This is a genomic window from Bradyrhizobium sp. WYCCWR 12699 (assembly GCF_032144035.1).
In the GTDB taxonomy this organism is placed as follows: Bacteria; Pseudomonadota; Alphaproteobacteria; order Rhizobiales; family Xanthobacteraceae; genus Bradyrhizobium.
Map to the genome: position 1 here is coordinate 1400293 of NZ_JAVTJN010000039.1, position 12914 is coordinate 1413206.

The window sequence follows — 12914 nt, forward strand, 5'->3', positions numbered from 1 at the left end:
TCAAGCGGCCGCCTCCGCGATGACAGTGACGGTCATGGTCTGGTTATGCAGCTCGCAGCGGCCGGACGCGGCCGGCGGGGCGATCTCGCCGTAGGAGTAGAATCCGATCCGCACGACGTCCTCGCCGAGTTCGGCGGCAACGGCATCCAGCTCGTCCTGCGTACGCTGCCCCATCACCCTGCGGCGGCCGGTACAACTGACCAGGATCGCAAGCTTGTCGCCGGCGACCCCTTCCGCGAGAGCGCTGCGTGCCTGCCTGCCGGCCTCGCCGGCACCGGCGGCGAGACTGTCGAAATTGGCGCGCATCAATTGCGCGGTACATCCTTCCGGAATGTCGGCGGCGAATGTCAGGGTGCGGGCATTGCGATCCACCGCGAACACCGAGCGCACGATCTGGCGGTTCGGCTCCGCCTCGTCGTGAATGCGCAACGGGAATGCCAGGCCCGAACCCGGCATCGCCTCGGCCTCCTCCTCGCCGAGATAGCGAGTGTAGAGGTCCAGCGGCGGCTCGCCGTCGAGCTCCACGACCACCGATCCTTCCGCCTTCGTCACCTTGCGGCGAGGCCCGAACACATCCCAGCCGCCGGCGCAGCCATGCGCGAAACGGAACGAGGCGCCGTAGAATGCGATTGCGGCGACACGGTTGGGCGACGGCTCCGCGTCGGCTCCGACGATCGTCTGTTCGAATCGGGTTCCATCGCCGGCGAGCCCGCCGGTGACGGGCAAATCCGGTCCGAGCACTTCGGTGATTCCGGCAAGCAGTTCGCCCCCGTTTACCGCCAACCCGTCCGACAGGACAAACAGGCCCGCCAAATCGGCCGCCATGACCTGACGGGCAAGACGCGCGCCGCAGGCCCGCGACGCGTCGCGGCTCTCAATGAGCTCCTGCACCAGCCGCACCTGCGTGCGGGCAAAGCGCAAGGCGACCGCGACCACTTCGTCGTCGCAAATGTCGTCGCCATGGATTTGTCCGCCGGTGCTGCAACCGACGATATGGCTGTCGGGATAGAGCCCGCGCAGCTCGCCGTAACGTTGGCCGTCCACCAGCTGCTCACGGCTGCCGAAATAGAGCACGAGCTGGGGAGGCTCGCGCAGGGCATCCGCTCCGCACCAGCCATGGGCAGCATTCCAGTGAAGATATTGAATCTGCATCCCACACTCTCTGCAGTCCTTGAACCACAGATTGTGAAGCGGCGCATTGCGTCGCCGTTAATCGCGTGCGTACTTCGGCACCGTTGGTTACCCCGGCATGAAGGCATTGCGGAGTCGCGCCAAATATTCCGTAAGACTCCGGAAAAACTTCGATACCACCGCGCAATAGCCTGGAGATGCCACCCGTAATCTACCGGGTGCGCGCGCCTTCGCCGACGCGCATCGGCTGCACGGCATTATCCTGCCGCTTCGGAACCCGGCCCGACTCGGCGGCGCTGCGAATGGCCTGGATGTTCGCGGCATAGTCGGCAACGCTCTTGCCGCGGAAGACAGCGGAACCCGCCACCAGCGTATCGGCGCCGGCTGCCGCCACGGCAGCGGCATTGTCGCGCGTGATACCGCCGTCGACCTCGAGTCGGATCGGACGGTCGCCGATCATGGCTCGGATGCGCCTGATCTTCTCGAGCTGGGATTCGAGGAAGGACTGGCCGCCGAAGCCGGGATTGACCGTCATCACCAGCACGAGATCGAGACGGTCGAGCACGTATTCAATCGCGCTCTCGGGCGTCGCGGGATTCAAGCTCACGCCGGCCTTCTTACCGAGCGCACGGATGGCCTGGAGCGAGCGGTCGAGATGGGCGCCCGCTTCGGCATGCACCGTAATGACGTCGGCTCCGCACCTCGCGAACGCCTCGAGATAGGGATCGACAGGCGCGATCATGAGATGCACGTCGAAAATCCTCTTCGTCGTCGGCCGGATCGCCTTGATGATGTCGGCGCCGAAGCTGATGTTCGGCACGAAGTGCCCGTCCATGACGTCGCAATGGATCCAGTCGGCGCCGGCCGCGTCGATGGCCGCGACCTCCTCGCCGAGACGCGCGAAATCCGCAGCCAGGATCGACGGCGCGATGATGATCTCTCCGCTCATGATTTTGCACTCCGCGCATCAGCGCCGCCGCTGAAGACGCGGCTCGCCAGGACGTCCATGGGATCGATGGTTTCGAGGTCGGCGACATCGAGCATGCGGTCGAGATCAGACACCAGGCGATCGGCCTGCCGCAGCCGGATGCGGTCGACGGCGTTGCGGATCGAGCGCGCATTGGAGAAGAAAGGCTGGGTCCGGCGCAGCGCGATGTATGTCTCGAACGCCTCGCGCGCCGCCGCCGAGAAGCGATAACCGCGCTCCTTCAGCATCAACTCAGCGATGACGAGCAGCTCGGCCTCCGCATAGTCGGGAAATTCGATGTGATGGGCGATGCGCGAGCGGAAGCCGGGATTGGAGGCGAAGAAGCTCGTCATGCGCTCGCCATAGCCGGCGAGGATCACGACGAGGTCCTCGCGCTGGTTCTCCATCACCTGGAGCAGGATCTCGATGGCCTCCTGGCCGTAGTCGCGCTCATTGTCAGGGCGATGGAGGTAGTAGGCCTCGTCGATGAACAGCACGCCGCCCATCGCCTTCTTCAGGATCTCCTTGGTCTTCGGCGCGGTGTGGCCGATATATTGGCCGACGAGATCGTCGCGCGTCACCGAGATCACCTGCCCGCGCCGCACGAAGCCGAGGCCGTGCAGGATCCTGGCCATGCGCAGCGCCACCGTCGTCTTGCCGGTGCCGGGATTGCCGGTGAACGACATGTGCAGCGTCGGCGGCGCGGAAGCCAGGCCCGCACGCTGCCGGATGCGCTCGATCAGCAGCAGTGAGGCAATCTGGCGCACGCGGCTCTTCACCGGCCTCAATCCGACCAGCTCCTGCTCGAGCTGCTGCAGCGTGTCGGTGATCCCGGCCGCTTCAGCTTCCTTGCGGAGATCGAAATGGGTCTCGCCGGCCTCGACCGGGGTTGCGTGGGGAACATCCAGCATGGCTACCCTCGAAGAAAAGAGCTTCGCCGCGGGGGAGCGGCGAAGCAGTGGTCCGCCAAGGAAACGGAGCAGGGAGTGCTCCGCGCGGAGGAGAATGGTTATGGAGAGGTGTGCACAGCCGGCTTCCGCACCGTGGTGTAGCGGATCGCGCGACCGCCGACTTCCTGCCGCACCAGCTCGAACTCCGCCTCTTGCGGCGGCCGGTTGACGAGGAAGGAGATCCGCACCGATTCCCAGCCATGGCTAGAATCGAATCCGCTGATGCGGATGTAGCTGTTACCATACACCCTGCGGCATTCGGCGAGCTCCATCATCACGCCGGCGGCATCCTGAAGGTCGAACATCGGCAGGCCCCACATCTCCCAATAGGTGTTGCGGGGATGCGGATCGTCGGTGAACTCGATGTTCACCGCCCAGCCATTGGTGAGGCAATACTGCACCTGCTTGTAGATCTGGTCGTCGGTCAGATCCGGCAGGAACGAGAAGCAGCCTTGAGTCAGCTTCATGTCAAATCTCCCTAAACGGTTTCGAGCGCGGTCGGCACGAAGTCCGGCGTGTCGGTGGATTGATAGTTGAAGGTCACGTCCTTCCAGACTTCGAGCGCCGCCTTCAGCGGCGTGCAGGTCTCGGCCGCCCGAGCCAGGATTTCCGGACCCTCGTGGACGTAATCGCGGCCCTCGTTGCGGGCGAGGATCATCGCTTCCAGTGCGACGCGGTTGGCGATCGCGCCGGCCGCAATGCCCATGGGATGGCCGATGGTGCCGCCGCCAAACTGCAGCACGACGTCTTCGCCCAGGAGATCGAGCAGCTGATGCATCTGGCCTGCATGGATGCCGCCGGAGGCAACCGGCATCATTTTGTTGAGGCTCGCCCAGGACTGGTCGAAGAACAGGCCATGCTCGAGCTTGGTCGGGTTGAAGTCCTCGCGGCAGACGTCATAGTAGCCGCGCGTGGTGTTGGGATCGCCTTCGAGCTTGCCAACCACCGTGCCGGCATGGATGTGGTCGACACCGGCGAGCCGCATCCACTTCGCGATGACGCGGAACGACACGCCATGGCTCTTCTGCCGCGTATAGGTCGAATGACCGGCGCGATGCAGGTGCAGTATCATGTCGTTGCGCCGCGCCCATTTGGCCATCGACTGGATCGCGGTGTAGCCGATCACGAGGTCGATCATGACGATGCACGACCCCAGCTCCTTCGCGAACTCCGCGCGCTCGTACATGTCCTCCATCGTACCTGCGGTGACGTTCAGGTAGGTGCCCTTGACTTCGCCGGAAGCCGCCTGCGCGCGGTTCACGGCTTCCATGCAATAGAGGAAACGATCGCGCCAGTGCATGAAGGGCTGCGAGTTGATGTTCTCGTCGTCCTTGGTGAAGTCGAGTCCGCCCTTCAGCGCCTCATAGACCACGCGGCCGTAGTTGCGGCCCGAAAGCCCGAGCTTCGGCTTCACCGTCGCGCCCAGCAGCGGCCGGCCGAACTTGTCGAGCCGTTCGCGCTCGACCACGATGCCGGTCGCGGGTCCCTGGAACGTCTTCACATAGGCGACGGGAAAGCGCATGTCTTCCAGGCGCAGCGCCTTCAGCGGCTTGAAGCCGAACACGTTGCCGATGATCGAGGCCGACAGGTTTGCGATCGAGCCCGGCTCGAACAGGTCGAGATCATAGGCGATGTAGGCGAAATACGAGCCAGGCGAGCCCGGGACGGGATCGACGCGATAGCATTTTGCGCGATACTTCTCGGCGGCGGTCAGGCGATCGGTCCACACCACGGTCCAGGTCGCGGTCGAGGATTCACCGGCGACTGCAGCGGAAGCCTCGATCGGATCGACGCCCTCCTGCGGCGTCACGCGGAACAGCGCGATGACGTCGGTGTCCTTCGGCGTGTAGTCGGGCTCCCAATAGCCCATGCGCTTGTATTCCATCACGCCCGAACGATAGCGTTCCTTGCCGCGGACGGTGCCTGCGTGTGCATTCATGGCTCTCTCCTGCTCTTCTCTCTCTGAATGATTAGGCCGCAACAGGCTCGCGCGCGCCGATGCGCGGATCGAGCTCGCCGGCGCGGTAACGCCGCGCCATCTCGCTCAACGGAATGACCTTGATCTTGCTGGCGTGGCCCGCGGTGCCGAACTGCTCGAAACGATCGCGGCAGAGCTCGCGCATCGAGTCCATCGCGGGCTTGAGGAATTTGCGCGGATCGAACTCGGAGCGCATCTGCGCCGCGACCTTGCGGAACACCGCGGTCATCGCCAGCCGGCAGTCGGTGTCGATATTGACCTTGCGCACGCCGCTCTTGATGCCGCGGACGATCTCTTCCACCGGCACGCCCCAGGTCTGCGGCATCTCACCGCCGAACTGGTTGAACATGTCCTGCAGCGGCTGCGGCACCGAGGAGGAGCCGTGCATGACGAGATGCGTATTTGGCAGCCGGCGGTGGATCTCCTCGACCACCCGCATCGCCAGGATGTCGCCGTCCGGCTTGCGGCTGAACTTGTAGGCGCCGTGCGAGGTGCCCATCGCGATCGCGAGCGCATCGACCTTGGTGGCGCGGACGAAGTCGACGGCCTGGTCGGGATCGGTCAGGAGCTGGTCGTGGCTGACCTTGCCCTCGACACCATGACCGTCTTCCTGCTCGCCGCCGCCGTGTTCCAGCGAGCCGAGCACGCCGAGCTCGCCTTCGACGGAGGCGCCGACCCAATGGGCGAGATCGACGACGCGGCGGGTGATCGCGACATTATAGTCGTAATCGGCGGCAGTCTTGGCATCGGCCTTGAGCGAACCGTCCATCATCACCGAGGTAAAGCCATGGGCAATCGCGGACGCGCAGGTGGCTTCGTCGTTGCCATGGTCCTGGTGCATGCAGAGCGGGATGTCCGGATAGGTCCGCTCCAGCGCATCGATCATGTGCGAGAGCATGAGATCGCCGGCATAGCTGCGCGCGCCGCGCGAGGCCTGGATGATCACGGGCGCATCGACCTCGGCCGCCGCCTGCATGATCGCGATGCCCTGCTCCATATTGTTGATGTTGAACGCCGGCACCGCGTAGCCATGGCCGGCCGCGTGATCGAGCAATTGGCGAAGGGTGATACGAGCCACGATTGATCCTCCTTATTGGCGCTTGCGGGCGATTGCCCGGCGGGCGGCTTCCGCGATGCTCTGGGGCGTGATGCCGAATTCGCGATACAGCACCGGCGCCGGCGCCGAGGCGCCGAAACCGCGCATGCCGACGAATTCGCCGTCCGTGCCGATCCAGCGATGCCAGTCGCCGGCGACGGCGGCCTCGACACCGACGCGCGGCGCGGTGCCGAGCACGGCGGCGCGGTAATCGTCCGGCTGCTCCTCGAACAGGGCGAAGCACGGCGCGGACACCACGGCCGCACGGATGTGCTCGGTCGCAAGCAGGCGAGCGGCGTCCATCGTGATAGACACTTCCGAGCCGGTCGCGATCAGCGTCACGTCGCGGCCGCCGTCCGGCGAGACCACGAGATAGGCGCCGCACGCGGCGCGGTTTCTGCCGCGCGCGTCGCTGCGGAAGGTCGGCAGCGCCTGCCGCGACAGGCACAGGACGGACGGACGGTTCTCGGAGCTGAGTGCGCAGTCCCAGGCCTCCAGGGTCTCCACCGCGTCGGCGGGGCGGAACACCAAGAGGTTGGGGATCACCCGCAGCGCCGCGAGATGCTCGACCGGCTGGTGCGTCGGGCCGTCCTCGCCGAGGCCGATCGAGTCGTGCGTCATCACGTGGATGACGCGCAGCCGCATCAGCGCCGCAAGGCGGATCGCGGGCCGGCTGTAATCGGAGAACGCCAGGAACGTGCCGCCATAAGGAATGAAGCCGCCATGAAGCGCGAGGCCGTTCATCGCCGCGGCCATGCCGTGCTCGCGAATGCCGTAATGGATGTAGTCGCCGGCGAACGCGCCGCGCTTGACGGGCGCCTGCACCTTGGCATGCGTAAGGTTCGAATGCGTCAGGTCCGCGGAGCCGCCGACCAGGCCGGCAATCGTCCCGGCGATGCCATCGAGTACCTGTTGCGAGGCCTGCCGCGTCGCGAGCTTCGGACGTTCGGATGCGAAGCGTTCGCGCAATCTCGCGGCGGCCAGCGCATAGGCGGCAGGCAGAGCAACGGCCTTGCCTTCGACGAACATGTCGCGCTGCTCCGGCGTCGCTCGTTCATAGCGATCGAGCCAGGCGAGTCGATCGACCTGCCCGCGCTGCCCGATCATTCGCCACGCCTTGAGGATCGGCAGCGGCACCACGAAGGGCTGATAATCCCAGCCGAGGGTTCGCCGCGCCGCCGCGGCCTGCTCGGTACCCAGCGGCGCGCCATGCGCCTTTTCCGTGCCTTGCCTGTCGGGCGCGCCGTAGCCGATGATGGTGCGGCACGCGATCAGCGACGGCTTTGCGGTCTCCCGCTCCTCCGCGATCGCCTGCGCAATGGCATCGGGATCGTGCCCGTCGATGCTGCGCACCGACCAGCCGGAGGCGACGAAACGCGCGAGCTGATCGTCGGAAGTGGCCAGCGAGGTCGGTCCGTCGATCGAGATTCCGTTGTCGTCGAACAGCACGATCAGACGGCCGAGCCCGAGATGGCCGGCGAGCGAGATCGCTTCCTGGCTGAGGCCCTCCATCAGGCAGCCGTCGCCGGCGATCACATAGGTGAAGTGATCGACGAGGCCGTCGCCATGCCGGGCATTGGCCATGCGCTCGGCGAGCGCCATGCCGACCGCCGTCGCAATGCCCTGACCCAGCGGCCCCGTCGTGGTCTCGACACCAGGGGTGTGCCCGTATTCCGGATGCCCGGGTGTCTTCGAACCCCACTGCCGGAAGGCCTTGATGTCGTCGAGGCTGAGGTCTCCGCCGGTCAAATGCAGGAGCGCATAGAGCAGCATCGAGCCGTGGCCGGCCGAGAGGACAAAACGGTCGCGGTCCGGCCAATTGGGATGAGCCGAGTCGAATTTCAGGAAGCGCGAGAACAGCACGGTTGCGACATCGGCCATGCCCATGGGCAGGCCGGGATGGCCCGACTGCGACGTCTCGATGGCATCGACCGCGAGGAAGCGGACGGCGTTGGCGAGATCATTGTGCGTGACCGCCGAGAGGTCGGCTTCGGCGTGGACGGAGATGTTCATCGGTGTCTCTCCCTGTTCACTTCAGGCTGCGCTTGCGCTCGATCAGTTGCATGATCAGTGGCGTCAGGATCAGCTGCATCGCCAGATCGAGCTTCGCGCCGGGGCAGACGATGGAATTGGCGCGCGACATCCAGCTCTGCGGCAGCATCGACAGCAGATAGGGGAAGTCGATGCCGCGCGGATTCTTGAAGCGGATCACCACCATCGATTCGTCCGGCGTCGGGATCCAGCGCGCGATGAACGGATTGGAGGTATCCACCGTCGGCACGCGCTGGAAGTTGATGTCGGTCTCGGAGAATTGCGGGCAGATGTAGTGGATGTAATCCGGCATCCGCCGCAGGATGGTGTCGGTGACGGCCTCGGTCGAATAGCCGCGCGCGCTGCGGTCGCGGTGCAGCTTCTGGATCCATTCGAGATTGATGACCGGCACGACGCCGATCTTGAGGTCGGCATAGCGCGCGACGTTGACCTTGTCGGTGACCACCGCGCCGTGCAGGCCCTCGTAGAACAACAGGTCCGAGTTCTCCGGCAGCTTCTCCCAATCGGTGAAGGTGCCGGGCGCGGCGCCGTGCAGCGCGGACTCTTCGGCGTCGTGCACATAGTGCCGCGTCACCGCCGTGCCGGTCTCGCCATAGTCGCGGAAGGCCCGCTCCAGCTCCTCGAACAGATTGGTCCCGGGGCTGAAATGGCTGAAATGCTTGTTGCCGTGATCGGCTTCCTTGGCCATCTGCGCGCGCATCTCGGCGCGGTCATAGCGGTGAAAGGCGTCACCCTCGATGTAGGCGGCGTTGACCTTCTCGCGGAAGAATATCTGCTCGAACGTCTTCTTCACCGAGGTGGTGCCGGCGCCGGAGGAGCCGGTGATGGAGATGATCGGATGCTTCCTGGACATGCGTCACCCTCCTCACAGCCGGAAGAAGCCACGCCGCGCGAACAGCGGCGCAGAGACGCTGGCAACCAGCAGCGGATCGCAATGCAGCTCCTCGACGCGGCGCACCTCGTTGCTCGAGCCCATGATCAGCGGCGCGCGTTGGTGCAGGCTGTGCGCCGAGAGGTCGAGGATGCGCTCGCGCCCGGTCGTGGCGGAGCCGCCGGCCTGCTCGATGATCATGGCCATCGGATGCGCCTCGTAGACAAGGCGCAGGCGGCCATCGCCATAGCCGGGACGCGCGTCGGAGGGATAGAGGAACACGCCGCCGCGGGTGAGGATGCGATAGGCCTCGGCAACCAGCGAGCCGATCCAGCGCATGTTGAAATCATGGTTGGCGGGGCCTTCGACGCCGGCGAGACATTCGTCGATGAAGGCGCGCACCGGCGAATCCCAATGCCGGCGGTTCGAGGCGTTGATCGCGAATTCCTCACACGCCTCGGCGATCTGCACGCCGCTGCGGGCGAGGCGGAAGCAGCCCGCCTTGCGGTCGAGCGTGAAGATGTCGACGCCCTCGCCAAGCGTCAGCACCAGGGAGGTCTGCGGGCCGTAGGTGACGAAGCCCGCCGCAAGCTGCGCCGAGCCGCGCTGATGGAAGGCGAGCGTGAGGTCATCCGGGGCAGGCAGGATCGAGAAGATCGTGCCGACGGTCATGTTGATGTCGATGTTGGAGGAGCCGTCGAGCGGGTCGATCGCGACGCAGATCTTTGCCTCGCGATCGCCGATCTGGGCCTCGCGCATCTCCTCCGACGCCAGCGCTGCGATCGGCAGCTTGCTGAGGCAGCGGCGCAGGATCGCATCCGCCTGGATGTCGAGGTTGCGTTGGACGTCGCCGTCGCTGTTGCGCCCCGTCGTCAGGCCGGAGGCATCCGCGAGATCGCCTGACGCGATGAGGTCGGCGATCTCGATGGCCGCTGTTGCGATGGCATCGACCGCGGCGGCCACGGCCAGCGCATGCGGCGCGGTCTCGGAATACCGTTGAAGGTGATCGTCCAGCCTGAGTTGCCCGGTCATCTGCGTCCATCCCCTTTGCCGGCGCCGCATCCGTTCCCTCCCCTCTGGAGGTCGTTGCGGTCAGTCCCGGCATCAGGAGATTGACAGGGGCAGCTTAATAAGGAAAATTTCTATTCATAATGGCCGTCAAAGAATTTTCTTATAATGGTCCCAGCCATGCGGCGGCTCAGCTCCGGCATCTGACGATCCGGCAGCTGCGCTCGCTTGCCGCGCTCTCAGCCAAGGGCAGTGTGACGGCCGCGTCCGGCCATCTCGGGCTGACCCAGCCGGCCGTGACCCAGCAGCTCCGGCAGCTGCAGGACCTCGCAGGCTTGCCGCTGGTGCAGCGGACCGGCGACGGCATGCTGCTGACGGAGGCGGGCAAGGAGGTCCTCGCGCTGGCCGAGCGGGTCGAGGCCGCCATCACGGATTGCCAGGGCGCACTCGATCTGCTGGCGGGACGGACCGGCGGCACGGTGCATCTCGGCGCGGTCTCGACCGCGAAATATTTCGTGCCGCATGCGATCGCGGCGTTCTCCAAGCGCTATCCCAAGATCGAGATCAAGCTCACCATCGGCAATCGCGAGGAGATCCGCGGGGCCATGCACGGCTACGACCTCGATTTCGCAGTGATGGGTCGGCCACCGGCCGACGTCACCGTCGACGTCCGCCAGCTCGGCCGCAATCCGCACATCATCGTCGCGCGCAAGGGACACTGGCTGGAGAAGGATTCCGGCCTCAACCTGACCGATCTCGTGCACGAGACCTTCCTCACCCGCGAGCCCGGCTCGGGCACGCGGACGCTGATGGAGGGCATGTTTCAGAAGTCGGACCTCGAGCCGATCATCGGCATGGAGATGAGCAGCAACGAGACCATCAAGCAGGCCGTCATAGCCGGGCTCGGCATTGCCTTCATCTCGGCCCACACCGTGGCGCACGAGCTCACCGAGGGCCGGCTCGTCGTGCTCGACGTCGCGGGCCTGCCGATCGTGCGGCAATGGTACGTGATCCGCCGCAGCGACAAGGTGCTGCTGCCGCCGGCGCAGGCGATGTTCGATTTTCTGGGCTCGGAAGGGTCGAACTATCTGCCCGACGTGCCCGAGTTCGGCGGGCGATAATGCACCGGCACTCAGCTCATCAGCTTCATCGCGACGGTGGCCGCCAGGATCACGATGATCTGGAGCAGGCGCTCCGTCGTGAAGATGCGGTTGAACGTGGTCATCGCTTGCCCCGGCCGGCGTGAAGGTGATTTGGATCGGCCCGTTGCTAGCACAGGCGGGCCGCGAGACAACTCCGTAATTGCCACGGGTGCAGCGGGGTAACTGCATCTCATGCCCTCCCCGACAGACGATCGATCCACCACGCAAGGCCGCGTGCGGCCCCCTCTTCGAACCCGATGGACGGTAGGCCTGCGATCACCTCGCGAAGGCGGCGGACGTCGGCGGCCATGATCGGATCGGCGTCGACCCCCGTGGCGGTGACGGCGCCGAACCTGACCAGATGGCGCGCATCGAGGAGCTCAGCGACGTGCTCGATTGCGCTGCGCAGGCTGCGCACGTCACCGCTGGCGAGATTGACCGCGCCGGTGAGATCGCTGTCGAGCACCGCGGCGATCATCTGTGCGAGGTCATCGACATAGACGAAGTCGCGCAGCTGCCCGCCATGCGAGCAGTCGAAGGGCCGTCCCGCGTGAAGGCTTCGGATCAGCGAGGGGATGAGGCGCGCTTCGGGCTCGTGCGGGCCGAACGGGACAAACACGCGGCCCCAGGCAGCACCCGCCGCGATATAGGCTCCGGCCGCGGCGAGCTTGGCTTGTCCGTACAATGTCGTGGGACGGCATTGGCTGGTGCGCTCCTCGCAAGGTCCGCCCTGCGGCCCGTATTCGAGGCAGCTTCCGATGCCGAGGATGCGCTCGGTGCCGCAGGCCCGGGCGCGCGCGAGCAGGTCGATGCTGGCCTCCGCCCAGAGCCGGTTGACGGGATCCTCGCGGTAGCGGCCCGGCCGGGCCTCCCAGGCGAGATGAACGAGGTGCGTTGCCCGCACTGCGGCCAGTGCCTCCTCGCGGCCGGCTTCGGTGAGGAGATCGGCCGCGTGCCACGTCACGCCTGACGTCGCCGGTTGCGTTGTGCGCGTGATGCCATGGACCTCGAAGCCGCGAGCCGCCAGCACAGGCAGCAATGCGCGGCCGATGAAGCCTGATGCGCCCGTGACCAGCACCCGCCTCATGCGAGATACGGCAGCGCGCGGTCGCGCGCGGACAGGATCGGATCAGGCAGCGGCCATGCGATCGCCAGCGACGGATCGTCCCAGCGAATGCCGGCTGCGCCTTGCGCATCATAGGGCACGTCGATGCAATACATCAGCTCGGTCCCGTCCACGAGCGTCTGGAAGCCGTGCGCGCATCCGGCGGGAATGAACACGGCATTGTGCCGATCGGCAGAGAGCTCGAGCGAACACCATTGTCCGTAGCTCGGCAGCGACCGGCGCAAATCGACGATCACGTCGAAGGCGCGGCCGGCAATGCAGCGCACCAGTTTGGCCTCCGGCCGGCTGGCCTGGTAATGCAAGCCCCGCAAGGAGCCGGCGCGTTCGTTGCGGGACAGGCTGTGTTGCGCGAAATGCGTGGGCAGTCCATGCGCCGCGAACGTCTTGGTGTCGAACAGCCGGGCGAAGAATCCGCGCGCATCAGGCTCCGGCTCGATCCCGATTTCAACCACGCCCGGCAGAGCCAATGCAGTGAACTTCATCTCGGGCCCCCGCACCGCGACACCGCCGTTGCGAACATCCGTTCACCGAAACGCCTTTTCGGTTGCATCATGCGCAACGTTGGCGGAATTTCCGTGACGTGTGAGAATTCA

The 12914-nt window shown here is 65.8% G+C and carries 12 protein-coding genes; 1 reads left to right on the plus strand and 11 read right to left on the minus strand.

Annotation, left to right across the window (positions count from 1 at the left end):
• From RPS27_RS37260 to RPS27_RS37300, 9 genes are all read right to left on the minus strand, one after another.
• The gene (locus RPS27_RS37260) at positions 1–1074 is read right to left on the minus strand and encodes an FIST signal transduction protein (RefSeq protein ID WP_212065495.1); all 1074 of its coding nucleotides are present in this window, start codon (positions 1072–1074) and stop codon (positions 1–3) included.
• A 268-nt stretch (positions 1075–1342) separates the two neighbouring features.
• The gene (gene rpe, locus RPS27_RS37265; protein WP_212065496.1) at positions 1343–2080 is read right to left on the minus strand and encodes a ribulose-phosphate 3-epimerase; all 738 of its coding nucleotides are present in this window, start codon (positions 2078–2080) and stop codon (positions 1343–1345) included.
• Positions 2077–3009 (minus strand): CbbX protein, encoded by a 933-nt coding sequence (gene cbbX, locus RPS27_RS37270; protein WP_212065497.1) that lies wholly within the window; start codon positions 3007–3009, stop codon positions 2077–2079. The genes rpe and cbbX overlap by 4 nt, the downstream gene beginning before the upstream one ends.
• Positions 3010–3107: 98 nt before the next feature.
• The gene (locus tag RPS27_RS37275; protein ID WP_212065498.1) at positions 3108–3515 is read right to left on the minus strand and encodes a ribulose bisphosphate carboxylase small subunit; all 408 of its coding nucleotides are present in this window, start codon (positions 3513–3515) and stop codon (positions 3108–3110) included.
• An 11-nt stretch (positions 3516–3526) separates the two neighbouring features.
• Positions 3527–4987, minus strand: a complete 1461-nt coding sequence (locus tag RPS27_RS37280) for a form I ribulose bisphosphate carboxylase large subunit (protein ID WP_194406692.1) — start codon at positions 4985–4987, stop codon at positions 3527–3529.
• 31 nt (positions 4988–5018) lie between these two features.
• Positions 5019–6104 carry a class II fructose-bisphosphate aldolase gene (gene fba, locus RPS27_RS37285; protein WP_212065499.1) on the minus strand — a complete coding sequence of 362 codons (1086 nt, stop codon included), beginning with the start codon at positions 6102–6104 and terminating at the stop codon, positions 5019–5021.
• Positions 6105–6116: 12 nt separating this feature from the next.
• Entirely contained in the window at positions 6117–8135 is a 2019-nt protein-coding gene (gene tkt, locus RPS27_RS37290; protein WP_212065500.1) for a transketolase, read from the minus strand.
• Between the two features lie 16 nt (positions 8136–8151).
• Positions 8152–9027: a phosphoribulokinase gene (locus tag RPS27_RS37295; RefSeq protein WP_212065501.1), complete on the minus strand. Its 876-nt coding sequence runs from the start codon at positions 9025–9027 to the stop codon at positions 8152–8154.
• Positions 9028–9039: 12 nt separating this feature from the next.
• Entirely contained in the window at positions 9040–10077 is a 1038-nt protein-coding gene (locus RPS27_RS37300) for a class 1 fructose-bisphosphatase (RefSeq protein WP_313755025.1), read from the minus strand.
• A gap of 119 nt (positions 10078–10196) precedes the next feature.
• Here RPS27_RS37300 and RPS27_RS37305 point away from each other — a divergent pair, with 119 nt between their 5' ends.
• On the plus strand, positions 10197–11174 hold the full coding sequence (locus RPS27_RS37305; RefSeq protein WP_212065503.1) for a LysR family transcriptional regulator: 978 nt from the start codon (positions 10197–10199) through the stop codon (positions 11172–11174).
• A gap of 211 nt (positions 11175–11385) precedes the next feature.
• Here the strand turns inward: RPS27_RS37305 and RPS27_RS37310 are convergent, their stop codons facing one another.
• On the minus strand, positions 11386–12282 hold the full coding sequence (locus RPS27_RS37310; RefSeq protein WP_212065504.1) for an NAD-dependent epimerase/dehydratase family protein: 897 nt from the start codon (positions 12280–12282) through the stop codon (positions 11386–11388).
• On the minus strand, positions 12279–12803 hold the full coding sequence (rfbC, locus tag RPS27_RS37315; protein ID WP_211419362.1) for a dTDP-4-dehydrorhamnose 3,5-epimerase: 525 nt from the start codon (positions 12801–12803) through the stop codon (positions 12279–12281). The genes RPS27_RS37310 and rfbC overlap by 4 nt, the downstream gene beginning before the upstream one ends.
• Positions 12804–12914: the final 111 nt, after the last annotated feature.